The 24,688-nt window shown below is 59.7% G+C and carries 25 protein-coding genes and 3 tRNA genes; 11 read left to right on the plus strand and 17 right to left on the minus strand.

Annotated elements, in window-relative coordinates; all coding sequences use genetic code 11:
* Position 1 precedes the first annotated feature (1 nt).
* The 9 genes from rpsS to QDY28_RS02725 all read right to left on the minus strand — a co-directional run bounded on the left by rpsS (position 2) and on the right by QDY28_RS02725 (position 5,195).
* Positions 2-280, minus strand: a complete 279-nt coding sequence (rpsS, locus tag QDY28_RS02685; RefSeq protein WP_004118389.1) for a 30S ribosomal protein S19 — start codon at positions 278-280, stop codon at positions 2-4.
* Positions 281-295: 15 nt separating this feature from the next.
* On the minus strand, positions 296-1,132 hold the full coding sequence (gene rplB, locus QDY28_RS02690) for a 50S ribosomal protein L2 (RefSeq protein WP_331380152.1): 837 nt from the start codon (positions 1,130-1,132) through the stop codon (positions 296-298).
* Between the two features lie 11 nt (positions 1,133-1,143).
* Positions 1,144-1,437 (minus strand): 50S ribosomal protein L23, encoded by a 294-nt coding sequence (locus tag QDY28_RS02695; protein WP_028753972.1) that lies wholly within the window; start codon positions 1,435-1,437, stop codon positions 1,144-1,146.
* Positions 1,434-2,054, minus strand: a complete 621-nt coding sequence (gene rplD / locus QDY28_RS02700; protein WP_285879638.1) for a 50S ribosomal protein L4 — start codon at positions 2,052-2,054, stop codon at positions 1,434-1,436. Before rplD ends, QDY28_RS02695 begins: the two co-directional genes overlap by 4 nt.
* A gap of 13 nt (positions 2,055-2,067) precedes the next feature.
* On the minus strand, positions 2,068-2,709 hold the full coding sequence (rplC, locus tag QDY28_RS02705; protein WP_285867205.1) for a 50S ribosomal protein L3: 642 nt from the start codon (positions 2,707-2,709) through the stop codon (positions 2,068-2,070).
* Positions 2,710-2,748: 39 nt separating this feature from the next.
* Positions 2,749-3,057, minus strand: coding sequence for a 30S ribosomal protein S10 (rpsJ, locus tag QDY28_RS02710; protein WP_003547547.1), 309 nt, complete (start codon positions 3,055-3,057; stop codon positions 2,749-2,751).
* Positions 3,058-3,371: 314 nt separating this feature from the next.
* Positions 3,372-4,547, minus strand: a complete 1,176-nt coding sequence (tuf, locus tag QDY28_RS02715; protein WP_331380154.1) for an elongation factor Tu — start codon at positions 4,545-4,547, stop codon at positions 3,372-3,374.
* 465 nt (positions 4,548-5,012) lie between these two features.
* A tRNA-Gly gene (locus QDY28_RS02720) sits at positions 5,013-5,086 on the minus strand.
* Between the two features lie 24 nt (positions 5,087-5,110).
* Positions 5,111-5,195, minus strand: a tRNA-Tyr gene (locus QDY28_RS02725).
* Positions 5,196-5,393: 198 nt separating this feature from the next.
* Here QDY28_RS02725 and rlmB point away from each other — a divergent pair.
* Together rlmB and QDY28_RS02735 are read left to right on the plus strand one after the other, a co-directional pair.
* Positions 5,394-6,302: a 23S rRNA (guanosine(2251)-2'-O)-methyltransferase RlmB gene (rlmB, locus tag QDY28_RS02730; protein WP_331380155.1), complete on the plus strand. Its 909-nt coding sequence runs from the start codon at positions 5,394-5,396 to the stop codon at positions 6,300-6,302.
* Positions 6,303-6,342: 40 nt separating this feature from the next.
* Complete coding sequence (locus tag QDY28_RS02735) at positions 6,343-7,041, plus strand: AprI/Inh family metalloprotease inhibitor (protein ID WP_331380156.1); 699 nt, start codon at positions 6,343-6,345, stop codon at positions 7,039-7,041.
* Positions 7,042-7,097: 56 nt separating this feature from the next.
* Here QDY28_RS02735 and QDY28_RS02740 read toward each other — a convergent pair whose 3' ends face one another.
* The 3 genes from QDY28_RS02740 to QDY28_RS02750 form a co-directional block, all read right to left on the minus strand.
* The gene (locus tag QDY28_RS02740) at positions 7,098-7,391 is read right to left on the minus strand and encodes a hypothetical protein (RefSeq protein WP_331380157.1); all 294 of its coding nucleotides are present in this window, start codon (positions 7,389-7,391) and stop codon (positions 7,098-7,100) included.
* A 181-nt stretch (positions 7,392-7,572) separates the two neighbouring features.
* Positions 7,573-7,842: a hypothetical protein gene (locus QDY28_RS02745; RefSeq protein ID WP_331380433.1), complete on the minus strand. Its 270-nt coding sequence runs from the start codon at positions 7,840-7,842 to the stop codon at positions 7,573-7,575.
* 152 nt (positions 7,843-7,994) lie between these two features.
* Positions 7,995-8,070, minus strand: a tRNA-Thr gene (locus QDY28_RS02750).
* A 167-nt stretch (positions 8,071-8,237) separates the two neighbouring features.
* Here QDY28_RS02750 and QDY28_RS02755 point away from each other — a divergent pair.
* Genes QDY28_RS02755 through QDY28_RS02765 form a run of 3 tightly spaced genes read left to right on the plus strand, consistent with a single transcriptional unit; the run spans position 8,238 to position 9,720 of the window.
* Positions 8,238-9,011, plus strand: a complete 774-nt coding sequence (locus QDY28_RS02755; RefSeq protein WP_331380158.1) for an NAD kinase — start codon at positions 8,238-8,240, stop codon at positions 9,009-9,011.
* Between the two features lie 50 nt (positions 9,012-9,061).
* Positions 9,062-9,316, plus strand: coding sequence for a type II toxin-antitoxin system VapB family antitoxin (locus tag QDY28_RS02760; RefSeq protein ID WP_037136060.1), 255 nt, complete (start codon positions 9,062-9,064; stop codon positions 9,314-9,316).
* Positions 9,316-9,720, plus strand: a complete 405-nt coding sequence (locus QDY28_RS02765; protein WP_331380159.1) for a type II toxin-antitoxin system VapC family toxin — start codon at positions 9,316-9,318, stop codon at positions 9,718-9,720. Before QDY28_RS02760 ends, QDY28_RS02765 begins: the two co-directional genes overlap by 1 nt.
* Positions 9,721-9,842: 122 nt before the next feature.
* On the opposite strand, the gene prfB is transcribed toward QDY28_RS02765, so the two are convergent.
* The 3 genes from prfB to QDY28_RS02780 all read right to left on the minus strand — a co-directional run bounded on the left by prfB (position 9,843) and on the right by QDY28_RS02780 (position 15,004).
* A protein-coding gene (gene prfB, locus QDY28_RS02770; RefSeq protein WP_331380160.1) for a peptide chain release factor 2 occupies positions 9,843-10,974 on the minus strand; the annotation gives its coding sequence in 2 pieces (ribosomal slippage) (positions 9,843-10,904 and positions 10,906-10,974; 1,131 coding nt in all).
* Between the two features lie 126 nt (positions 10,975-11,100).
* Complete coding sequence (locus QDY28_RS02775) at positions 11,101-13,566, minus strand: penicillin-binding protein 1A (RefSeq protein ID WP_331380161.1); 2,466 nt, start codon at positions 13,564-13,566, stop codon at positions 11,101-11,103.
* 259 nt (positions 13,567-13,825) lie between these two features.
* Positions 13,826-15,004 (minus strand): N-acetylmuramoyl-L-alanine amidase, encoded by a 1,179-nt coding sequence (locus QDY28_RS02780; protein ID WP_331380434.1) that lies wholly within the window; start codon positions 15,002-15,004, stop codon positions 13,826-13,828.
* Between the two features lie 729 nt (positions 15,005-15,733).
* Between QDY28_RS02780 and QDY28_RS02785 the strand changes: the two genes are divergently transcribed.
* Complete coding sequence (locus QDY28_RS02785) at positions 15,734-18,628, plus strand: Rne/Rng family ribonuclease (RefSeq protein WP_331380162.1); 2,895 nt, start codon at positions 15,734-15,736, stop codon at positions 18,626-18,628.
* A gap of 428 nt (positions 18,629-19,056) precedes the next feature.
* On the opposite strand, the gene QDY28_RS02790 is transcribed toward QDY28_RS02785, so the two are convergent.
* Positions 19,057-20,214, minus strand: a complete 1,158-nt coding sequence (locus QDY28_RS02790) for a pyridoxal phosphate-dependent aminotransferase (protein WP_331380435.1) — start codon at positions 20,212-20,214, stop codon at positions 19,057-19,059.
* Positions 20,215-20,425: 211 nt separating this feature from the next.
* Between QDY28_RS02790 and QDY28_RS02795 the strand changes: the two genes are divergently transcribed.
* The 5 genes from QDY28_RS02795 to aat all read left to right on the plus strand — a co-directional run bounded on the left by QDY28_RS02795 (position 20,426) and on the right by aat (position 24,341).
* On the plus strand, positions 20,426-21,193 hold the full coding sequence (locus QDY28_RS02795; protein WP_331380163.1) for a DsbA family protein: 768 nt from the start codon (positions 20,426-20,428) through the stop codon (positions 21,191-21,193).
* Positions 21,194-21,418: 225 nt separating this feature from the next.
* A complete protein-coding gene (gene aroQ / locus QDY28_RS02800) occupies positions 21,419-21,856 on the plus strand; it encodes a type II 3-dehydroquinate dehydratase (RefSeq protein WP_331380164.1) in 438 nt (145 codons plus the stop codon).
* A gap of 23 nt (positions 21,857-21,879) precedes the next feature.
* Positions 21,880-22,356 (plus strand): acetyl-CoA carboxylase biotin carboxyl carrier protein, encoded by a 477-nt coding sequence (gene accB, locus QDY28_RS02805; protein WP_331380165.1) that lies wholly within the window; start codon positions 21,880-21,882, stop codon positions 22,354-22,356.
* Between the two features lie 5 nt (positions 22,357-22,361).
* The gene (gene accC / locus QDY28_RS02810) at positions 22,362-23,714 is read left to right on the plus strand and encodes an acetyl-CoA carboxylase biotin carboxylase subunit (RefSeq protein WP_331380166.1); all 1,353 of its coding nucleotides are present in this window, start codon (positions 22,362-22,364) and stop codon (positions 23,712-23,714) included.
* 3 nt (positions 23,715-23,717) lie between these two features.
* Positions 23,718-24,341: a leucyl/phenylalanyl-tRNA--protein transferase gene (aat, locus tag QDY28_RS02815; protein WP_331380167.1), complete on the plus strand. Its 624-nt coding sequence runs from the start codon at positions 23,718-23,720 to the stop codon at positions 24,339-24,341.
* Between the two features lie 153 nt (positions 24,342-24,494).
* Here aat and QDY28_RS02820 read toward each other — a convergent pair whose 3' ends face one another.
* Positions 24,495-24,662 carry a hypothetical protein gene (locus QDY28_RS02820; RefSeq protein ID WP_331380168.1) on the minus strand — a complete coding sequence of 56 codons (168 nt, stop codon included), beginning with the start codon at positions 24,660-24,662 and terminating at the stop codon, positions 24,495-24,497.
* Between the last annotated feature and the right edge of the window lie 26 nt (positions 24,663-24,688).

The following is a 24,688-nucleotide window of genomic DNA, read 5'->3' on the forward strand; positions in this document are numbered from 1 at the left end:
GTTACTTCCTCTTCGCCTTCTTGTCCGCGCCGTGACCATAATAGGTGCGGGTCGGGGCGAACTCACCGAACTTGTGTCCGACCATGTCTTCGTTGACGCTGACCGGAATGTGCTTGCTGCCGTTGTAGACGCCGAAGGTGAGACCAACGAACTGCGGCATGATGGTGGAGCGACGGCTCCACATTTTGATCACTTCGCTGCGTCCGCCTTCACGCACCTTCTCAGCCTTCTTGAGAAGATAGCCGTCAACAAACGGACCTTTCCATACTGAACGAGCCACTTGAGACTTCCTCTCTTACTTCTTGCGCTGATGGCGCGAGCGCATAATGAACTTGTCGGTCGACTTGTTCGACCGCGTACGCTTGCCCTTGGTCGGCTTGCCCCAGGGGGTCACCGGATGGCGACCACCGGAGGTGCGGCCTTCACCACCGCCGTGCGGATGGTCGACCGGGTTCATGACAACGCCGCGGTTATGCGGACGCTTGCCGCGCCAACGGGAACGACCAGCCTTGCCGTCGTTGATGTTGCCGTGATCCGGGTTCGAAACGGCACCGATCGTGGCGAGGCACGAGCCATGCACGAGGCGCTGTTCGCCGGAGTTCAGGCGAAGGATCGCCATGCCCTGGTCACGACCGACGAGCTGGGCGTAGGAACCGGCGGAGCGAGCGATCTGACCGCCCTTGCCCGGCTTCATTTCCACGTTGTGGATGATGGAGCCGACCGGAATGAACTGAAGCGGCATGGTGTTGCCCGGCTTCACGTCCACAGCCTTGTCCGAAGCGATGACCTTGTCGCCCGAAGCAAGACGCTGCGGAGCAAGGATATAGGCCAGTTCGCCGTCCGTGTACTTCACCAGTGCGATGAAAGCGGTGCGGTTCGGATCGTATTCGATGCGCTCGACGGTTGCCTCGACATCGAACTTGCGACGCTTGAAGTCGACCAGACGGTAGCTGCGCTTGTGACCGCCGCCCTGGAAACGCACGGTGATGCGGCCCAGGTTGTTACGGCCACCCTTGGAGGTCAGGCCTTCGGTCAGGGTCTTGACCGGCTTGCCCTTGTAGAGCGAGGACCGGTCGACGATGACCAGCTGTCGCTGGCTCGGGGTCGTCGGATTGAATGTTTTCAATGCCATTTTCTTATTCCTCAGAGACCGGTGGAGACGTCGATCGACTGGCCTTCGGCGAGCGTCACAACAGCCTTCTTCACGTCCTTCTGCTTGCCGACGAGACCTTTGAATCGCTTGGTCTTGCCCTTGCGCAGCAGAGTGTTGACGGCCGTAACCTTGACGCCGAACAGCGCTTCGACGGCAGCCTTGATTTCAGGCTTTGTCGCGGTCTTGGCAACATTGAAAACAACCTGGTTGTTATCCGAAACCAGCGTGGACTTTTCGGTGATCGCAGGAGAAACGATCACGTCGTAATGGCGAAGATCCGTCACTTGAATCGCTCCTCTAGAGCTTCAACTGCAGCCTTGGACAGCACGAGCTTGCCGCGACGCAGGATGTCGTAAACATTGATGCCCTGAACCGGCAGAACATCGATGTTCGGGATGTTCTGGGCCGCGAGCTTGAAGTTGTTGTCGAGCTCGGCACCGCCGATGAAGAGCGCGTTGGTCAGGCCGAGCGTCTCGAAAGCGCCGGCGAGAGCCTTGGTCTTGGCGTCGGCGGCGATCAGGTTGTCGAGGACGATCACGTCTTCGGCCTTGATCTTGGCGGACAGAGCGTGACGCAGGCCGAGGGCGCGAACCTTCTTCGGCAGATCGTGCTCGTGGCTGCGAGCGACTGGGCCGTGAGCCTTACCACCGCCGCGGAACTGCGGAGCGCGAGCCGAATGGTGACGAGCGCGGCCCGTACCCTTCTGCTTGTACATCTTGGCGCCGGTGCGCGCTACGTCCGCGCGGCCCTTTGCCTGATGCGTGCCCTGCTGCTTCTTGGCGAGCTGCCAGCGAATGACGCGTGCGAGGATGTCCTCACGCGGCTCGAGGCCGAAAATCGCATCAGAAAGGGAAACCTTCCCAGCGTCTTTTCCCTCGAGGGTCTTGACGTTCAATTCCATTGGTTTGGCTCCCTTACTTCGCAGCCGACTTGACGGCGTCGCGCACGATGATCCAGGCACCCTTGGAGCCGGGAACTGCACCCTTGACGAGGATCAGACCGCGATCTTCGTCGGTCGATACCACTTCGAGGTTCTGCGTCGTGACGCGGGTCTGGCCCATGTGACCAGCCATCTTCTTGTTCTTGAACACCTTGCCCGGATCCTGGCGCGAGCCGGTCGAACCGTGCGAGCGGTGCGAAACCGACACACCGTGCGTGGCGCGCAGACCGCCGAAGCCGTGGCGCTTGATGGCGCCGGCAAAGCCCTTACCGATCGTCGTGCCGGTCACGTCGACGAGCTGACCCGCCGTGAAGTGACCTGCGTTGAGCTCGGTGCCGACTTCGAGCAGGTTGTCGTCCGTCACACGGAATTCAACGAGCTTGGCCTTCGGCTCCACGCTGGCAACGGCGAAGTGACCGCGCAGGGCCTTCGTCGTGTTCTTGACCTTCGCCTGGCCGGCACCGAGCTGAACTGCGGTGTAGCCATTCTTTTCTACTGTGCGCTGGGCTACGACCTGGCAGCCATCCAAACGCAATACGGTTACCGGGACATGCTCGCCGGCGTCGTTATAGACGCGGGTCATTCCCACCTTCTGTGCAATCACACCTGAACGCATCGGTTCAATCCTTCTCACTCAGCTCGAGGACCAGAGGCCTCAGAGCTTGATCTCAACATCGACACCGGCGGCGAGATCGAGCTTCATCAGCGCGTCTACCGTCTGCGGGGTCGGGTCAACGATGTCGAGAAGGCGCTTATGTGTGCGCATCTCGAACTGCTCGCGGCTCTTCTTGTCGATGTGCGGGGACCGGTTAACCGTAAACTTCTCGATACGGGTCGGAAGCGGAACGGGGCCCCGGACGCTAGCACCGGTGCGCTTCGCCGTCGACACGATCTCGCGCGTGGAAGCATCGAGAATCCGGTGATCGAACGCCTTCAGGCGAATGCGGATATTTTGGCCGTTCATTCGACGTTATCCTTGTGTTTTGTTATCTCGCGTGCCGCTCAAAAAGGGCACGGATTTTTCTTTTTTTTCCTAAGGCGGACCACCGGTTTCAAAGATCGAGAGGGACGCCGGCTACGGCATCCCCATCCACTTTTTTAGACCTTTCGGCCCACCTTATCGTTAATCTCATTGGCCGCTTCGTTATCCGAAGCAGGGCGCAAATCGCGCTCGCGCGCCATTTGCAACATTTCCATGTCATACGCAAGCGGCTACTGCCGCTTGCATCATATTATTGTCATCGAATCGGCCACTCGGATGGAGTGGCCGACTTGGGATTACTCGACGATGGAAGCGACGATGCCGGCGCCGACGGTGCGGCCGCCTTCGCGGATTGCGAAGCGCAGCTTTTCTTCCATCGCGATCGGAACGATCAGCTCGACGTCAACCGTGATGTTGTCGCCTGGCATAACCATTTCCGTGCCTTCCGGAAGCGTCACGATGCCCGTCACGTCCGTCGTGCGGAAGTAGAACTGCGGACGGTAGTTCGTGAAGAACGGCGTATGACGGCCGCCTTCTTCCTTCGTCAGGATGTAGGCTTCTGCCTTGAACTTCTTGTGCGGCTTGACACTGCCCGGCTTGGCAAGAATCTGGCCACGCTCGACGCCRTCACGGTTCACACCGCGGATCAGCGCGCCGATGTTGTCGCCGGCCTGACCCTGGTCGAGCAGCTTGCGGAACATTTCAACGCCGGTCACCGTCGTCTTCGAGGTCGGGCGAATGCCGACGATCTCGACTTCTTCACCAACCTTGATGATGCCACGCTCGACGCGGCCCGTCACAACCGTACCACGGCCCGAGATCGAGAACACGTCTTCGATCGGCATCAGGAACGGCTGGTCGATCGGRCGCTCAGGCGTCGGGATGTAGGCGTCGACCTGAGCCATCAGCTCGCGGATCGCGTTTTCGCCGATTTCCTTGTTGCTGTCTTCCAGAGCAGCAAGCGCCGAACCCTTGACCACCGGAATGTCATCGCCCGGGAAATCGTAGGACGACAGAAGTTCGCGAACTTCAAGCTCGACGAGCTCGAGAAGCTCGGCGTCGTCAACCTGGTCGACCTTGTTCAGGAACACGACGATGGCCGGAACGCCAACCTGGCGGGCGAGCAGGATGTGTTCGCGCGTCTGCGGCATCGGGCCGTCGGCAGCCGAGCAAACCAGGATCGCGCCGTCCATCTGCGCAGCACCCGTGATCATGTTCTTCACATAGTCAGCGTGGCCGGGGCAGTCGACGTGCGCATAGTGACGGGCTGCCGTCTCATATTCAACGTGCGCCGTCGAAATCGTGATGCCGCGCGCCTTTTCTTCCGGTGCCGCGTCGATCTGGTCATACGCCTTGAACTCACCGAAGAACTTCGTGATCGCTGCCGTCAGAGACGTCTTGCCGTGGTCAACGTGGCCGATCGTGCCGATGTTRACGTGCGGCTTATTGCGCTCAAACTTACTCTTTGCCATTTGAATGCTTCCTGTGAACGTAAATGGTGACCCCGGCGAACCGGTTTAGTGCCGCCGTTTAAGGCTTTCATCGCATTTGCGCAAGACTTAATTGCAGGCCCTATTCTTGGCGAAGTGTAGCCGATGGCGGACAATGCGCGCCGCCGACATCGATTCGCCGCGAAGGTTTCGCCGGCCGATCCGGAAAGACGTAAAAGCATTTGCCGGTTCAGATGCTTAGATAGGGCCGCTGAGGAAATAGTTCCAGGTGCCCGAAGCCACCCTCCGGAATTGAACGCACCTGTGGATCGCGAAACAGCAAAAATGCCCTCTCCGATCAAGAAAAGGGTCGAGGGATCGGCTTTCGGAAGGAGACTGCCTTCCGAACGACATGCGCGATTAATCAGGAAGGTCGGCCATAACAGAATATGCGACGGCAGGTCTGCGCAAGACCTATCCGGGGATGAATTCAGCAATTGAAAATCTTGGAGCGGGTAGCGGGAATCGAACCCGCGTATTCAGCTTGGAAGGCTGCTGCTCTACCATTGAGCTATACCCGCGGGTGGCCAAGATCCTGCGCGGAATGGTGGAGGGAGTTGGATTTGAACCAACGTAGGCTGAGCCAACGGATTTACAGTCCGTCCCCTTTAACCACTCGGGCATCCCTCCAGTTTTCCGACTGGATCTTGCGACCAAGCTTGCTAGACCGGACGTCGCCGCCGCGATCTGCGCCGCGTATATGACCGTACCGTTTCCGTCTGTCAACATGAGGTTCGGGCAAAAATGACGAAAAAATTTCAACTTGCTGCAAAAGCCCACAGACGAAAGAGGACTAGGCGCTTAAGGGCGCTCCCGTTATAAAGCCGCATGAGCAAAGACAGAACATCCGGCCGTTCCGGCCCCGAAAACAACGCCGGCGACAAGTCGGCCAAGGACACGCATTACGCCACCCTGCGGCGCGCCCATCGCGACGCCAAGCGCGAGCGCGGCGAAATCCCGACGCCGCCGCCACAGAAGCGCAAGCGGGCAGGTGCGGACGATTGGAAGCCGCCGGCGCTCGCCCCGGACCAGGTCTATCTCTACGGCCTTCATACGGTTCGCGCAGCGCTTGCCAATCCCGAGCGGAAGAACATCAAGCTGTCGGCGACGCAGAATGCACTGGTGCGGCTGGAGATCGGACCGGCCGGCGAACTTGGCATTCCCGTTGAAATCGTCTCGCCGCAGGATATCGACAAGGTGCTGGGTCCGGAAGCAATCCACCAAGGCGTGATGCTGGAGACGCGTCCCCTGCCCGTGCGCCGACTGGAGGCGCTGAAGGACAGTCCGCTGCTGCTGGTTCTCGATCAGGTGACCGATCCGCATAATGTCGGCGCGATCATGCGTTCGGCCGTCGCCTTCGATGCCGGTGCCGTCATCACAACGCAGCGGCATAGCCCAACCGAATCGGGCGTGCTGGCGAAATCCGCCTCCGGCGCGCTGGAGCTGATCCCCTACATACAGATCACCAATCTCGCCGATGCGCTCGGCGAACTGCACCGCCTCGGCTTCGTCACAATCGGTCTTGATTCGGAAGGACCGGCGCCGCTCGAAGGCACGTTTTCGGGCGAGAAGGTCGCCCTGGTCCTCGGCTCCGAGGGCAAGGGGCTGCGCCAGAAGACGCGGGAAACGGTAAACGCGCTGGCTCGGCTCGATATGCCCGGCGCGATCAAATCACTCAACGTTTCGAACGCGGCCGCGATCGCCCTTTATGCGGCGCGGTCTTATCTGAAAATCTAGCGGCAGTGGGGCTGCCGCAGCAGATTTGGGGGAATTTGCCTTGATCCGCACATTTGGTCTTGCAGCGGCTTCTGCCGCCTTCATTCTCGCCGCCGGACAACCCGCTGCTGCCGCCGACGATGAACTTGTCAAGTCGCAGGCCGGCTCGTGGCTGCTGGCGCCCGAAAGCGGCGCCAAAGGTTGCCGCCTCACCTTCGCAACCAGCCCGGCGAGCGGCGGCTACGCCATTAGCGGCGCGGATGCCTGCGCAACCGCCCTGCCCGCCTATGCAAAGGCGGCCGCTTGGAATTTCAGCGATGACGGCACGCTTAACCTTATGGACGCGGGCCAAAAGGTGGTAGCGCGTTTCCAGGAAGAAGAGGGTTCGCCCTGGGAAAGCGAGGAAGGCGACCCGACGTGGCTGTTGCCGGCGTTGGGAGACGTCGACCATGTTCCAACCGTCGCAAGTCTCGCCGGCACCTGGCAGATCCAGCAGCCCAACGGCAAACTCATCTGCAATATCACGCTGTCCAGCGATACCGACCAGGACGGCACGACGAAAATGTCGCCGGGCGGTGACTGTCCTGCCGATATTCGCGATCTCAAGCTCTCCCTCTGGGTCACGGAGGGTTTCGGCCTGGTAATGATGGGCACTGACGGCTCTTCGCTCTCCCTCGATATGCGGCCGGATGGCAGCTTTCAGAAATCCGTGGAGGAAGAGGGAGAACCGATGGTGCTGGTCCGCAAGCAAGGCAGCTAAGAAGGACCCGGCCCAAGGGTGAAAGGCGGGAGCGCGCTTATCGGTGCCACCAGCGCTCAGCGCACCGCAATCGGCTGCGGACGCCAAGCCGATTGCTGCCACGGCGACCGCTCGGTGACCGGGCATCCATCCTGCAGCTTCGACCAGGAGGTGACGTTGAGGTTCATCTCGCATTGGGCGAGATAGCTTTTACCGTCCACCGTCAGGCAGGCAATTTCACCGACCGCGTGCAGCTTTCCGTCCGTGTTTTTGCAGTAGCAATCCTTACCACCCAGCGCCGGTGCACTTGCAATCAGCGCGATCACCACAAGCGACAATCCCAAGACAATATGCCTGAATGCCCGGCGCATGGACGTTCCCTCGCCCGCGTTGAGGGCAAAGAGTGTATGCCTATTTTAGATGTTGTAAATGCGCCTATCTCCGACGGATTCCGAGCCGAAATTCCGCCTGGTCGTCGAGGTCAGCCATGCGTCCGCCGATCAAGCGTACCTGATCCATGCCAAGCGCCGGTGCGGCTTAGTGAGGTGCAGCTTAGTGAATTGCCAGATCCGAATCATCGAAGAATGTTCTGATCCCATCGCGCGCGATCGTCGCCAGGAACTCATCGAAGGCTTCGCGGTCCGTCGCGAACGGTTCTTCCCATTCGATGAGATCCTCCTCCTGAGTGATGACTTCCATCCGCCAGTCGCCCTGCGTGCCTGCAGGACGGAAGATATCGACGAGCACCGTCACGTCGTCCTCAGTAAATTCACCGGAAAGTTCGGAATGTTCGAGTTTAGGCTTCTTGGGCTTAAGGGTCATATCTTTCCACATGCAGCGATGACGAGAATCGTAAGTAGTGATCGTCACGACCATTTCAAAGGCAGGGACGTTTCAATTGCATGAAGGAGCCGCCGATTTTGAGCAGCAGCAGCCAGAAGGTAAACAACTAGGGCAAAATCATTGGATGGATGTGGTGCCCCCGGCAGGGTTCGAACCCGCGACCCCCTGATTACAAATCAGGTGCTCTACCAACTGAGCTACAAGGGCACATCGGCATGCCAAGTAGCAGATTTTGATTTCCTGTAAAGGGAAAATCGGCAGTTTGGCGTCGATGCGGCGGACCGAAGAGCCCAGCGGATTCACCAGTCTTTGCAAAACGTCTTGTCGCATAGGGGGAATATCATTACCTAGTACGATTATTCAAAGGACATTGCATGTCACGCGCTTTTCAATCTGTCTGTTTTCTTGCATCGACTGCGCCGGAAGCCCAAACCGCGCGGGAGGAGTTGATTCGCCTCTACGGTCAGACGCCGCAGGAAGATGCGGACATCGTCGTTGCGCTTGGTGGCGATGGCTTCATGCTGCAGACGCTGCACAACACGATGAATTCCGGCAAGCGCGTCTATGGCATGAACCGCGGCTCCGTCGGCTTCCTGATGAATGATTATCGTACGGAATGTCTGGCCGAGCGCATCGAGGCGGCGGTCGAAAATGCCTTTCATCCGCTGCAGATGAGCACGCGCAATGCTGACGGCAGCACATCCATCGCGCTCGCCATCAACGAGGTGTCGCTTTTTCGCCAGTCCTATCAGGCGGCCAAGCTGAAGGTCGAGATCGATGGCCATGTCCGCCTGCCGGAACTGATCTGCGACGGGCTGATGGTGACGACGCCAGCGGGCTCCACCGCCTACAACCTCTCCGCTCACGGCCCCATCCTGCCGCTGGAGGCGCCCCTTCTCGCCATTACGCCCGTCAGCGCTTTCCGCCCTCGCCGCTGGCGCGGCGCACTGCTGCCCAACAAGGTGACGATCGACATTACCGTGCTGGAGGCGGAAAAGCGTCCGGTCAATGCTGTTGCCGACAACACCGAAGTCAAATCGGTCATGAGCGTCAGGATCGCCCAAACCGAAGACACGACGGCGCGCATTCTCTCCGATCCGGACCGATCATGGTCGGAGAGGATATTGGCAGAGCAGTTTTCGGATTGAGGATTGCCATACAGGCCTGTATAGTAAGCCAGACGCAGGGAGCTATACCGATGGTGCTTAGCATCCGAAATGAAGAAGCGGATACGCTTGCCAGAGAACTGGCTAGGATCGACCAAACGACCGTGACGGACGCCGTTATTGTTGCCTTGAGAGAGGCAATCAACATGCGCCTGCGTCGGGAAGCACCAAGCGAGACTGCTCGCAAAATTCTCGCTAAACGTGGCTTGTCCTTTGCGCCAAACCGCAAACCGGTGCCGCCTGAGGCTTATCATCAGCTTGATCACGATCTCAACGGCAACGACTAATGTTTGTTGATGCGTGCGCGATCGTGTCCATGATGGCGGGCGAAGACAGCGCCGAAGCCTACGAGGCAGCACTGTTGGATGCCACCTCCCCCTTAACGTCAGCTTTGGCCGCATGGGAAGCTATCATCGTGCTTTCGCGGCCGGACCAGCTCAATTGCAAATACAGCGAAGCCGAGGGCGCCGTCCTCGAATGGCTGGACTCGCGCAACATTCGCCTTCAGGAGCCGGTTTCACCACGCCGCGTGCTATCCTTCGCCGTTGCAGTCGCTGAAAAACATGGCCTCGGTCGTCGTCACCTGAGCAACTTCGATTGTTTTCATTATGCCTATGCGAAAGCGATGAACACACCGCTTCTGACATTGGACCAATTGTTGCGCGAGACGGATGCCGACACTGTGCCTTGAGCACAGTCGCCCCAGATATCATTGACCGGCCAGCTCTCTAAAACCATCTCGTGACTGCCATGTTACGCCCAACAAAAAAGCCCCGTCTCCGGGGCTTTTCGTCTATCAAACACCTTCGGCTCTTAATCCACGTCGTCCACGACCGCATCGGCAGCGCCGCTGATGCGGTGCGCGAGGGCGGCTTCCATAAACTCGTTGAGATCGCCATCGAGCACGTCGTCCGGAGCCGTGCTGGCGACCCCGGTGCGCAGGTCTTTTACGAGCTGATAGGGCTGCAGCACGTAAGACCGGATCTGATGGCCCCAGCCGATATCGGTCTTCGACGCGGCTTCGGCGTTGGCGGCTTCTTCCCGCTTCATCAGCTCCGCTTCGTACATGCGGGCGCGCAGCATGTCCCAGGCTTTCGCACGGTTCTTGTGCTGCGAGCGTTCCTGTTGGCACTGCACGACGATGCCGGTCGGTATGTGCGTGATGCGCACGGCCGAATCCGTTGTATTGACGTGCTGGCCGCCGGCGCCAGACGAGCGGTAGGTATCGATGCGGCAGTCGCTCTCGTTGATCTCGATCTGGATGGAGTCGTCCACGACGGGATAGACCCAGATCGACGAGAAGGAGGTGTGACGGCGGGCGTTGCTGTCATAGGGCGAGATGCGCACCAGGCGGTGAACGCCCGATTCGGTCTTCAGCCAGCCATAGGCGTTGTGGCCCTTGACCAGAAGGGTAGCCGATTTGATGCCGGCTTCTTCACCGTCATGGACTTCCAGCAGCTCCACCTTGAAGCGCTGACGCTCGGCCCAACGGGTGTACATGCGTAGCAGCATGTTGGCCCAGTCCTGGCTCTCGGTGCCGCCGGCGCCGGAATGGACTTCGAGGTAGGTGTCGTTGCTGTCGGCCTCGCCTGACAGCATGGCTTCCACCTGCCGGCGTGCAGCTTCCGTCTTCAGGCTCTTGAGGGCCTCTTCGGCCTCGCGGACGACGTCGGCATCGCCCTCTTCCTCGCCAAGCTCGATCAGTTCGACATTGTCGGCAAGCTGCTGCTCAAGCGCGCGCACGCCGTTGATGCCGTCATCAAGCTGCTGGCGCTCGCGCATCAGCTTCTGCGCCTCTGAGGCATCGTTCCAGAGGGTCGGATCCTCTGCCTTATTGTTCAACCAGTCCAGTCGTCTTATCGCCTGATCCCAGTCAAAGATGCCTCCTCAGCAGGCTTATGGCCTGCTTGGTTTCGTCGACCACATTCTCGATTTCCGCTCGCATATTCCTGCTTCTTTATTCGGCCGTTCGATGTGAACGGCTGTTCAATTCAAAGAGTGCTGGTGACATAGATATACATGCCGCGACTGTAAAGCCCCGCGGCATGATCAATGGAGAAATCCGACGGGATCAGAAGAGGCCGCCCGCGCCTGACGTGACCGCCTGGTTGGCCTGCGGCGAGGTCTTCAGAATTTCCTCGGGCGCGACCTGCGCCGACGCATCGCCGCCGCCGATGACCGTATAGGTGGTCGCCGGGCCTGTGCCGGGCTTGAAGGCTTCCATGATGGCGTCCGGATCGCCGGGCTGCGCGGCCATGCCAGTCGCGCGGTTCACAGCCATCATATTCATGCCCGCCGGAACCTGGAATTTCTCCGGCGATTCATCCTTGGTGGCGGCCTGCATGAACTCGTTGAAGATCGGCGCGGCGATCGAGCCGCCGGTCGCGCCGCGGCCGAGTGTGCTCGGCGTGTCATAGCCGACATAGAGACCAGCGACGAGGCTCGGCGTAAAGCCGACGAACCAGGCGTCCTTCTCGTCATTGGTTGTACCGGTCTTGCCGGCGACATCCGTATTGAGCTTGATCTTGCCCGCCGCCGTGCCGCGGATGACCACGCCCTGCATCATCGACGTGACCTGATAGGCAGTCATCGGATCGAGCACCTGCTCGCGATTGTCAGCGATGACGGGTTCATCCTGGTTCTGCCAGTCGCTGACATTGCAGGTGTCGCAGACACGTTCCTCATGCTTGAAGATGGTCGCGCCGTAGCGGTCCTGAATGCGGTCGATCAATGTCGGCTTGATCTGCTTGCCGCCATTGGCAATGACCGAATAGGCGGAAACCATGCGCAGCACCGTCGTCTCGCCGGCACCGAGCGCCATGGCAAGAACCGGATTCATATGGTCGTAGATGCCGAAGCGGTCGGCATATTCGGCGACAAGCGGCATGCCCATGTCCGCAGCGAGACGCACCGTCATCAGGTTACGCGAATGCTCGATGGCAAAGCGCAGCGTGTGGGCGCCGCCGCCTTCGCCTTCGTAGTTTTCCGGCTTCCACACCTGCCCATTGCTGAGCGTGATCTCGAGCGGATCGTCCAGAATGACCGAAGCCGGCGTGTAACCATTGTCCATGGCCGCTGCGTAAACGAAGGGCTTGAAGGAGGAGCCGGGCTGGCGCTTTGCCTGGGTGGCGCGGTTGAACTCCGATTGCGCATAGGAGAAGCCGCCGACCATGGCGAGCACGCGGCCGGTATGCGGATCCATGACGACGAGACCGCCCTGCACCTTCGGAGGCTGGCGCAGGCGATAGGCGCTGGAATCGGCGTCGCCGGTCTTCTGGACATAGATCACATCGCCGGGACCCAGCACGCCGCTCGGCGATTTCGCGGTCTTGCCGCCGCCGGCCGAGCGGTAAGCCCAGCGCATATCGGCTGCGGCAATCGTACCGCGCTTGCGGTCGTTCGCAACCTTGCCGGCAGCATCGACACTCGGCTGCAGGCCGATATCTACCGCCTGGTCGGACACGGACAGCACGACCGCCAACTGCCACTCCGGCACGTCACTCAAGGCCGGGATCTTGGCGAGTTCCGAACCCCAGTCCTGCGATGTCGCGATCTGTTTGATGGGGCCATGGAAGCCGCGGCGCTCGTCATAATCGACGAGACCGTCCTGCAGTGCCTTGCGCGCTTCCAGTTGTATTTGCGGATCGAGCGAGGTGCGGACCGAAAGCCCACCCTCATAAAGCATCTTCTCGCCGTACTGGTCGATCAACTGGCGGCGGACTTCTTCGGAGAAATAGTCGGAGGCAAAGAGCGACGGGCCGCTTTTCGGCGGCACAACGCCGAGCGGCTGCTTCTTGGCCTCTTCGCCGTCGCTCTGGCTGACATAACCATTCTCGACCATGCGGTCGATGACCCAATTGCGGCGGGTCATCGCGGCGTCGGGATGGCGGAACGGATTGTAGTTGGACGGGCCCTTCGGCAGCGAAGCGAGATAGGCCGATTCGGCAATGGTCAGTTCGTTGACCGACTTGTCGAAATAGGTGAGTGCGGCACCGGCGATGCCATAGGAATTAAGGCCGAAATAGATCTCGTTCAGGTAAAGTTCGAGAATCTTGTCCTTGCTGTAGGCCTGTTCGATGCGGAAGGAGAGGATCGCTTCCTTGATCTTGCGGTCGAAAGTCTGGTCGGCCGAAAGCAAAAAGTTTTTCGCGACCTGCTGGGTGATGGTCGAGGCGCCGACGAAACGGCGGCCGGAACCGATATTCTGCAGGTTGACTGCAACGGCGCGCATCAGGCCGCCGACATCGACACCCGGATGATTGTAAAAGTTCTTGTCTTCGGCCGAGAGGAAAGCGGCCTTGACGCGATCGGGAATGGCCTGGATCGGCAGAAACAGCCGGTTCTCGCGTGAATATTCCTTCATCAGCGCGCCGTTGCCGGCGTGAATGCGCGTCGTCACCGGCGGCGCATACTTGGCAAGGACTTCATAGTCCGGCAGATCCTTGGAGACGACACTCAGATAAATAGCCGCAGCAGCAGCCGCACCCAGGAACAGGATGCAGCCCAGCCCAAAGAAATATCCAATCAGTCTGACCATATGATGCTACCGGTGCTTCTTCTTCATGCGGCGCATGTGCGAGACCATCGCACATTCACGGGCGTTTTGCACGCTGACGGCGTTAATGCAAGACGGCAGCAGCACAAAGCCGTGCATGCCGACCGCCGCAAACAATAGTTTGGTGTAAAGACGGGAATGTGAGCAAAATAGGGCTCGCGGCCGGTATTCCTCACTTCATCCCCGCCCATTAGCAACGGCTGTTACATGGAAGACACGAACGGCAGCTCCGTCCGCCGACTCAGCCGCCATTCGCAATGGTGGAAATGCGGTATTGCTGGACGGCATCTGTCAGGCGATCAGCCAATTTCTGCCGCCAATCGGGATCGAGCAGAAGCTTCTCGTCATCCTTGTTCGAAAGGAAACCGAGTTCGAGGAGAATGGAAGGAACATCCGGCGCCTGCAGCACGCGGAAACCGGCGTGGCGATGCGGATTGTTGATCATGGCGATCTGGCCGTTGAACGAAGTCAGCACATCCTGCGCCAGCGAGATGGAAAAAGCCTGCGTCTCACGCCGGGTCAGGTCCATCAAAATGTCGGCGACTGCGGCGGGCTGGGCCTGCGTCTCGGCACCGGCGAGCTGGTCGGAATTGTTCTCCCGGTCCGCAACTTCACCGGCAAGCTTGTCGGAAGCCTTGTCGGAGATCGTATAGACCGTCGCGCCTCGGATATCCTTTTGCTTCAGCGTATCGGCATGCAGCGAGATAAACAAGGACGCATGGTTCTGCCTGGCGATGGTCACCCGTTGCGACAGCGACAGATATTCATCGTTGTCACGCGTCAGGAAGGCTTTGATGCCTGGCTGTGCGTTCAGCTTGTCGGCGAGGAGCTTGGCGAAAGCAAGCGTGATGTCCTTTTCCTGCGTGACGCCATCGCTCGCGGTCGCCCCAGCGTCGATACCGCCGTGACCAGCGTCGACGGCGACGAGGAATTTGCTCGGATCAGCCTTTTCGATCGGCGCCACCGGACCGACATCCTTTGCGGTGTCGTCGTTGGTCCAGCTCTGTTGCTTGATAAGCTCCGCAAATTGCCCGGCAGGCATCATCTCGGCATCGAGCACGAGGCGATGCCCCTTGCCGCTTTCGTCCGGCTGCACCTTGGTCATGACGAGCTTCGCAGGCTTGGTCGCCGTCAGCACGATGCGGGCGCTGTCCTCATCCATGGTACCGTAGCGGATATCCTTGAAGAGGCCGATCGGCTTCAGATCGCCAGCCGGGAAGCCGAAGGCGGTCGCCGGAAGATCGACGATAATGCGCACCGGATTGTCGAGATAGTGAACGGAGAATGTCGGCTCGCGATCCATATCGATGACGATACGCGTGCGGGCGTCGTCGCCAGCAATGCGGGCACCATAGGCGAGCAATGGATCGGCGGCCGCCACGGCCGTCGCAAGCGGAGAAAGAACTGGAAGAGCCATCATTGCGAGGGCTACTGCTGCGATCCGCAAAGCCCTCACGCCATTCTCCGTCGCATGCCCGCAATCCCTTTAATAATTGCCCACCGCGCCCCATATTGATTTCAACGTTGTTTTTGAAGTCCAAAAAATAACGGGAAAACCAGAAATGATGCGATAGTGCCGATATGATGGCGTACCGGGAGAGGAATCGGAGACGCCGTCCCCGCACCTTCCTCATAGGACGAATCCATCAATATTATGGCATACTTGGCTTTCCCCTTGCTATTGTGACAGATAAAACATACAACGCATATTAGGGTAGAAGTGTTGACGGGATAGAGTCGCCGCAAAGGCAGCCGCCTCGAGTACCAGGCGCCATAAGCGGCCGTCATCCGCCGTCTCCAGTGCTTCTGCTCCCATACTGGATATCTGAATTTCCGGTTTTGCGCGGGAAATTCATCGGTGGATAGCCACCAAACGCTCTTTAAAGAGCACATTCATCGGACCCGTTCGTTGGGTCTAAGGCATTGTCGATCTCGCTTGGTTACGGATGGTACCGCAGCAGCTTTTTCAAAAAGTGAACAGACCCCGGGAAACTAATGTCCCGGCTGGCGTCTGGCTGCAGTTACTGTCATCGCAAAACAACCAATCGCGACTTTCATTATCCGGTGCAGCAATGATGGAGTGCAACCAGCCTGTCCTAGCGACAGGCCGGCGCCTTTCCGCATGCCAGCGCCGAGGAGCACAGCTTACATGGCAGACAAAATGCTTATCGATGCGTCTCACGAGGAAGAGACGCGTGTCGTTGTCGTTCGCGGGAACCGCATAGAAGAATTTGACTTCGAGTCGCAGCATAAGAAGCAAATCCGCGGCAACATCTATCTCGCCAAGGTGACGAGGGTCGAGCCCTCGCTACAGGCGGCCTTCGTGGACTACGGTGGCAACCGGCACGGCTTCCTGGCCTTTGCCGAAATCCATCCCGACTACTACCAGATCCCGCTTGCCGACCGGCAGGCGCTCTTGAAGGCGGAAGCCGAAGAGCATCGCCGCGACGATGATGTCGAACATGTCGAAACGGCGCTCGATCTTTCCCAGCAGGAACAGCCCGACATCGGCATCGTTCACAAGGACGAGGCCGAAGCGGAACCCGCGATAGCGGAAGAAGCCCCTGCCCCCGAGGTAGCGGCTCACGCTGCCGAAGAAGCGCCGGCGAAGAAGGCCAAGCCGCGTCGCAGCCGCAAGAAGGTGGTCGCGGAAGCGTCCGCCGACGAGGCGCCTGCGGCCGAGGCGGTCGCAACGGTCGACGCCCCAGGCGAAGACGAGGAAAGCGGCCCATCCGGCGAAATGGCCGCGATGGTCGAAACCGATTCGATTTCCGAGGACGTCGACGTTTCCAAGCGCCGTCATGACGATGACGACGACGATGATCACGACCAGGAAGAAGAAGTGATCGAATCCGTCGGCGCCGAAGACGCGATGGAAGAGGTTCCGGACCGCACGCAGCGCAAACCGCGCAAGCAGTATCGCATCCAGGAAGTCATCAAGCGCCGGCAGATCCTGCTGGTGCAGGTCGCCAAGGAAGAACGCGGCAACAAGGGTGCTGCGCTCACCACCTATCTTTCGCTCGCAGGCCGCTACTCGGTTCTGATGCCGAACACGGCACGCGGCGGCGGCATTTCCCGCAAGATTACCAATCCGCAGGATCGCAAGCGCCTGAAGGAAATCGCCAAGATGCTCGAAGTGCCGCAGGGCATGGGCGTCATTCTTCGCACCGCCGGCGCCAACCGCACCAAGGTCGAGGTCAAGCGCGATTTCGAATATCTGATGCGCCTATGGGAAAACGTCCGCACGCTGACGCTCGCTTCGACCGCGCCTTGCCTCGTCTACGAGGAAGGCAGCCTGATCAAGCGCTCGATTCGCGACCTCTACAACAAGGATATCGGCGAGATCATCGTTGCCGGCGAAGAAGGCTATCGTGAAGCGAAAGACTTCATGAAGATGCTGATGCCGAGCCACGCCAAGGTGGTTCAACCCTATCGCGATATTCACCCGATCTTCTCGCGTTCCGGCATCGAGGCACAGCTCGACCGCATGCTGCAGCCGCAGGTGACGCTGCGCTCGGGCGGCTATCTGATCATGAACCAGACGGAAGCTCTGGTTTCGATCGACGTCAACTCCGGCCGCTCGACGCGGGAGCATTCCATCGAAGACACAGCGCTGCAGACCAATCTGGAAGCGGCGGAAGAAATCGCCCGCCAGCTTCGCCTGCGTGACCTTGCTGGCCTGATCGTCATCGACTTCATCGACATGGAAGAAAAGCGCAACAACCGCGCTGTCGAGAAGAAGCTGAAGGAATGCCTGAAGAACGACCGTGCCCGCATTCAGGTCGGACGCATTTCGCATTTCGGCCTGCTGGAAATGTCGCGCCAGCGCATCCGCGCCTCGGTTCTCGAAAGCACGACGCAGATCTGCTCGCATTGTGGCGGTACCGGCCATGTGCGCTCGCAGTCTTCCGTCGCGCTGCATGTTCTGCGCGGTATCGAGGAATATCTGCTGAAGAATACGACGCATGACATCACGGTGCGTACGACGCCGGACATCGCGCTCTATCTGCTCAATCACAAGCGCCAGACGATCGTCGATTACGAAAACCGCTTCGGCGTGGCCATCATCATCGGTGCCGACAATGCCGTCGGCACGCAGCATTTCGCGATCGACCGTGGCGAGCCGGTGGAAAATCCGGTGAAGATCGAATCCCTGTTCAACTTCGCCGCCATTCCCGAGGATGAGGACGACGATATCGTCATCGAAGCCGACGAGGACGAAGACGAGGAACTCGAGGAAAAGGCCGCTGCCGTCGAACAGCAGCCCGCCGCCCGCTCCGAAAACGGCGACAGCGGCCGCAAGCGCAAGCGCCGCCGCCGCCGTCGCGGTCGTGGCGGTGACGCCCAGGTCGCTTCCGAGTCAGCCGATACCTCCCAGGAGGATGGCGACGAGGAAGCCGATGAAGGCGAAGAGGACGATGCAAGCGGCAGCAGCGAGGTTGCGGCCGCGTCCAGCGATGACGGCCAGCAGAAGCGCAAGCGCCGCCGCCGCGGCAAGCGTGGCGGGCGCCGCAATCGCGACGGCGAAGGCAATGAATTGGCCGCTGGCAGCGAAGCCGGTTCCGAAGAAGGCGCGGAAGAAGAGGATGACGGCGAAAACGATGCGGCCGTGACCGTCGCCGACATTGCGGTCGCCGAGGGTGAAGCCGCCGTCGAAAGCCAGCCGGCTATGGCCGCCGTCGAAACCGCGCCCGTCGTCGCCGAAGACGTGAAGCCCGCTAAAGGCCGCAGCCGCCGTAAGCCGAAAGCGGAAGCATCCCCCGTCGAGGCACCGGTTGTTGAAGAGGCGCCCGTGGTCGACGCCGAAGCCGAAAGAGTTGCCGAAGTCGCCGGCGATCTCGACAAGGTCGCCGAACCGGTCGCGGCTGAAGAACCCGAAATGGTCGAGGCCGCGGCCAAGCCGGCGCGCGCCAACCGCGAGTCGAACGTCTCTTCCTCCGAGCCGGTGGTCAAATCCAGCCGCGCCAGCGAGGGCGGCGAAGGCGATGGCGAGCCGACCAAGCCGAAGAAGGCCGGTTGGTGGCAGCGCCGCGGTTTCTTCTGAACGCTGCTGTTTGGAACGAAATAACAAAGTCCGGCCGTGGCGACGCGGCCGGATTTTGTTTTGGAAGACCGTCAGCGGGCATGATCGACGCTTCTTCTGCCCTTCATCCTCCTTGCGGGTTTCGGGCGGCGGAAGAAGACTAATAGCGGCACAAACGTCTCTTCGGCGGCTGGGTGATGTACAGCGATTTGGGTTAAGGTGTTGCCGTAACCAACGGTTCCCTCACACCCGCCCTCGTACTTTGAGGGTCGCTGCGCTCCCAACTCAGGATGAGGGGCTAACCTTTCGCATCTGAGCGCGATTTGCTCTTTGGGCACTTTACGGCATGTCGTGAAGCTAGCTCCGCCTCAGCCTGAGGCGCGTTTCGGCGCAAAGCGCGGAAATGCCTGGAAGGACGAGGCGGCCCCGTTCGGCCATAGATACAGCGTCTACTTCAACCACGCCGCCATGCGTTCCACTGCTTCCTCGATCTCCGCGTTCGAGCCGGCATAGGAGATGCGCATCGTGCGGTGTCCCTCGACCGGATCGAAATCGAGGCCAGGTGTGGCGGCGACATTGATTTCGGCCAGCATCTTGCGGGCGAAAGCCATGCTGTCGTTGGTAAAACGGCTGACATCGACATAGGCGTAGAAGGCACCGTCCATCGGCGACGCGACGGAAAAGCCGATTTCGGGCAGACGGCGCATCAGGAAATCGCGGTTGCGGCGATAGCTTTCGCGATAGACGTCGAGTTCGGCCCCTGCCCCAAGCGCTGCGGCAGCGGCGATCTGCGAGAGTTCCGGTGCCGAAATATAAAGGCTCTGGGCGACGCGCTCGATAGGGCGCACCAATCGTTCCGGCAGCACCATCCAACCGATGCGCCAGCCGGTCATGCAATAATATTTCGAAAAGGAATTGATGACGATTGCCTGGTCGGTCAGTTCGAGCGCGCTCGTCTCCTCGCCGACGAAAGTCAGTCCGTGATAGATTTCGTCGGAAATGAAAGCGATCGAGCGGGCGGCACAATAGTCGGCGAGCGCTTTCAGTGCTGCCCTGCCGGTCACAGTGCCGGTCGGATTGGCGGGACTTGCGAGCAGCACGCCCTTCAGCCGTTTACCGCTGGCAGCTTGCGCCGCCTCCAGGCTTTCGGGTGTCAGCGTGAATTGCGTCTCGGCAGCCGCAGACACTTCGACGACATCGAGCCCGAGGGCGGCAAGAATATTGCGATAGGCGGGATAGCCGGGTCTGGCGATGGCGACGCTGTCGCCGGGATCGAACAGCGTCAGAAAGGCGAGGTTGAAGCCGGCGGACGAACCGGTGGTGATCGCAATCCGCATGGGATCGATGGTCAGCCCGTGACGAGCAAGGTAATGACCGGCAAGGGCCTGTTTCAGCGCCAGCGTGCCAAGCGCGTCCGTGTAGCCGATGCGGCCGTGACCGAGTGCTGCGCGTGCTGCCTCAAGTGCTGCCTGCGGCGCAGGATGCGAGGGCTGGCCAACGGCCATCGAGATAACGGCATGCCCCGCCTGACGCCGACGCGTTGCCTCCGCCAGCACATCCATGGCGTGGAAGGGTTCGACATCGCTGCGTTTGGATAGGGAAAACAAGGTCAATTCTTTCTCGGATCGGATTGGAGCCAGACAATTGCCGCAATATTAGCTTGTTCACAATCCCGCGATTGCGGCTTTGTCGTGAAAATTCCTGTTTCTGGAAATAAGCATGCACCGTAAATTGCCGTTGTACATTTGTGGATTTTAACCTCGCGGTGATATCCCGAACCGGACGATGAGTCTCAGCACCCACTCAAACGAGGACCCGATGACCCTTTTTTCCAAAACCTTGCTGGCGGCTTCAGCGATCGCCTTTGCCGCGTCGCTCGCCATGGTCCAGCCCGCTGCCGCGCTGGATGACCAGCAGAAAAAGGAATTCGGGGAGTTCATCAAGGAATACCTCGTCGAGCATCCGGAAGTTCTCTTGGACGCGCAAGCGGCGCTCGAGAAGAAGCAGGACGAGCAGCGCCTCGCTCAATCCGCCCAGGCTGTCGCAGAAAACAAGGATGCCATCTTCAATTCCAAGAATGACGTCACGATCGGCAATCCAAAGGGCAACGTCACCGTTGTCGAGTTCTTCGATTATAATTGCACCTATTGCCGCCATGCGCTGCCCGACATGGACGCGCTGCTGAAGCAAGACCCGAATGTGCGTTTCGTGCTGAAGGAGTTCCCGATCCTCGGACCGGATTCGGTTGCCGCCGCAAGGGTCTCCGACGCGTTCCGCAAACTGGCGCCGGAAAAATATGCCGAATTCCATCACACGCTGCTTAGCAGTGACGGCCGCGCCTCGGAAGACAGCGCCATCGAAGTCGCGACCTCGCTCGGCGTCAGCGAAGCGGCAATTCGGGCCGAAATGGCTAAGAGCCCGAATACCGATTCGGTCAAGGCCACCTATCAACTCGCCTCCGATCTCAATGTAACCGGCACGCCAGCCTATGTTATCGGAAATGAAGCGATCTCCGGCGCGATCGGCCTCGATGCCATCCAACAGAAGATCGCCAATGTCCGCAGTTGCGGCAAGACCACCTGCTAAACCATGGCAACGACTGCGCCCTGCTCCTTTCAGGATGCATAAAGGACACAGGGCGCTTCAGAATAGGTGCTAGCCCTTTCGAAATCGAACCGATTTCGGGGCCATGCGTAAAATCGCCAAAATCGGGGCGTTTCCACACCTAGACACGCCCAACCTATGTTCTGGGGGCTTTCCTATAGGCCCTCGGGAGTCTATAGGTTGCGCTGCACTTTGACGGAACCTCTGATGGCGCAAACCATTTTCGTCCTGAACGGACCCAATTTGAATGCCCTCGGCAAGCGCGAGCCGGGCATCTATGGCGGCAAGACACTCAAGGATATCGAAGCCGACTGCAAATCGGCGGCGGAAAGCCTTGGCTTTGTCATCGACTTTCGCCAGAGCAACCATGAAGGCGTGCTGGTCGACTGGCTGCATGAAGCCGGAGATGTCGCGGCCGGCGTCGCTATCAATCCGGGGGCCTATGGCCACACGTCGATCGCGCTTCATGATGCGATCCGCGCCATTTCCATTCCGGTGGTGGAGGTTCATATCTCCAATATCCACGCACGCGAAGAATTCCGGCACAAATCGATGATCGCGCCCGCCGCCAAGGGTATGATCTGCGGCTTTGGGCCTTACAGTTACATCCTGGCGCTGCACGCGCTGAAATCCATCACGCAATAACAAGAATACAGGGCTAAACATCCATGGCTGACAAGAAATTGGGTATCGACCAGGCGCTGATCCGCGACCTCGCCAATATTCTCAATGAGACCGATCTGACCGAGATCGAGGTCGAGCAGGAAGATCTGCGCATCCGTGTTTCGCGAGCCGGCACGACTCAATATGTTCAGGCACCGATCGCAGCACCCGCCTATGCCGCAGCAGCTCCTGCTGCCGCCGCTTCCGCCGTGGCGGCCGCCGCACCTGCCGGCAAAGCGCGCAATCCGGACAACGTCGTCAGCGCGCCGATGGTCGGTACGGTCTACATGGCACCCGCTCCGGGCGCTGCGCACTTCATCGAAATCGGCGCTTCCGTCAAGGAAGGACAGACGCTGCTAATCATCGAAGCGATGAAGACGATGAACCAGATTCCCGCGCCCAAATCCGGCATTGTGACCGAAATCCTCATTCAGGATGGACGCCCGGTCGAATACGGCGAAGCCCTGGTCGTCATCGAGTAGGCCCTATGCCCATGATTTCGAAGATTCTCATAGCCAATCGCGGAGAGATCGCCCTTCGTGTGTTGCGCGCCTGCAAAGAGCTCGGCATTGCCAGCGTCGCGGTGCATTCGACCGCCGACGCCGACGCGATGCATGTGCGCCTGGCGGATGAAAGCGTGTGCATCGGCCCGCCGCCATCGCGCGAGAGCTATCTCAACATCCATCAGATCGTCGCGGCTTGCGAGATCACCGGTGCTGACGCCGTTCATCCGGGCTATGGGTTCCTGTCGGAGAACGCCAAGTTCGCCGATATTCTCGAAGCACATGGCATTACCTTCATCGGCCCGACTGCGGATCACATCCGCATCATGGGCGACAAGATCACTGCCAAGACGACCGCGCAGCAGCTTGGCATTCCCGTCGTTCCCGGCTCGGACGGCGAGGTGAAGACCGAGGCGGACGCTCTGCGGACCGCAAAGGAAATCGGCTATCCCGTGCTGATCAAGGCGACCGCCGGCGGCGGCGGACGCGGCATGAAAGTGGCGCGTACGGAAGCGGACGTCCTCGAAGCCTGGTCGACGGCACGTACCGAAGCGGCCGCCGCCTTCGGCAATGAATCCGTCTATATGGAAAAATATCTCGGTAAGCCGCGCCACATCGAAATCCAGGTGTTCGGCGATGGCGAAGGCAATGCCGTACATCTCGGAGAGCGCGACTGTTCGCTGCAGCGCCGCCACCAGAAGGTCTGGGAAGAAGCCAATTCGCCGGCGCTCAACGTCGAGCAGCGCATGAAGATCGGCCAGATCTGCGCCGACGCCATGAAGAAGCTGAAATATCGCGGCGCCGGCACGATCGAGTTCCTCTATGAAAACGGTGAGTTCTATTTCATCGAAATGAACACCCGCCTGCAGGTCGAGCATCCGGTCACCGAAGCGATCACCGGCATCGATCTCGTGCACGAACAGATTCGCGTCGCCTCGGGCGGCGGTCTTTCGGTGACGCAGGAGGATGTGCATTTTCACGGCCACGCCATCGAATGCCGCATCAATGCGGAGGACGCACGCAGCTTCGTGCCCTCGCCCGGCACGATCACGCATTTCCATGCGCCGGGCGGCCTTGGCGTTCGCATCGATTCGGGCGCGTATCAGGGCTACAGAATTCCGCCCTATTACGACAGCCTGATCGGCAAGCTGATCGTGCATGGCCGTACCCGCGTCGAATGCATGATGCGCTTGCGCCGCGCGCTCGATGAATTCGTGGTCGACGGCATCAAGACCACTCTGCCTCTCTTCCAGGATCTGGTTTCCAACCAGGATATCGCCAATGGCGATTACGATATCCATTGGCTGGAAGACTATCTGGCGAAAGGTTCGGCTTGACCTATGGCAGGGCCGCGCGGCAGAAATCCCGGCATTACTCCTGAGATTTTGCTGCGCGCCTATTCCATTGGTCTCTTCCCGATGGCGGAATCGGCCGATGATCCGGAAATCTTTTGGGTCGAACCGGAACTGCGTGGCGTGCTGCCGCTCGATACTTTCCACGTTTCGAAAAGCCTGGCGAAGACCCTTCGCCGCAAGCCCTTCGATATCAGGTTCAACACGGATTTCGAGGCCGTCATCGCCGGCTGCGCCGAGCAGACCAATGGCCGGCCAAGCACCTGGATCAACAAGACCATCCGGTCGCTCTATTCCACCCTCAATCACATCGGCCACGCCCATTCTGTCGAGGCCTGGCAGGGCAGCAAGCTGGTCGGCGGCCTCTATGGCGTCTCGCTGGGTTCGGCCTTCTTCGGCGAGAGCATGTTTTCACGCCGCACGGACGCGTCGAAGATCTGCCTCGTCTACCTCGTCGAGCGCCTCAAGCAGCGCGGCTTCACCCTCCTCGATACTCAATTCACCACCGAGCATTTGAGGACATTCGGCGCAATCGACGTGCCGAAGGACGAATACGCAAAGATGCTGGAAAAAGCGATGGAATCGCCCAATCTGAGCTTCACCGGCAGTTGAGTGCCCACGTACATACGTTGATTTAAATAGCCCCTTTCAATGTGGCTTCAAATCTGCGTTTTTATCTGCTAACGCTCGCTTGAAGAGCATTGGCGCATCGAGGTTCCACTTTGCCGTCGTAAACACCGGTCTCATCCAATTTCACCCCATATGTCAGGGCAGCCCCATCGCTGCCGGACGTATGATCATGTTCATCGGGTGGTGGCTTGAGACCGGTTTGGCATTGTTGACATGCGCCATGCGCAGCCATTGCTGTCTCAGCTCTTCACCCGTCCGAAACATCGCCACGCCGCGCCCATAACGGGCTTGTCTTACCGCCAACTTGGTGAACTTCCGAACGGAAGACC

The organism is Rhizobium sp. BR 362 (genome assembly GCF_036528765.1).
In the GTDB taxonomy this organism is placed as follows: Bacteria; Pseudomonadota; Alphaproteobacteria; order Rhizobiales; family Rhizobiaceae; genus Rhizobium.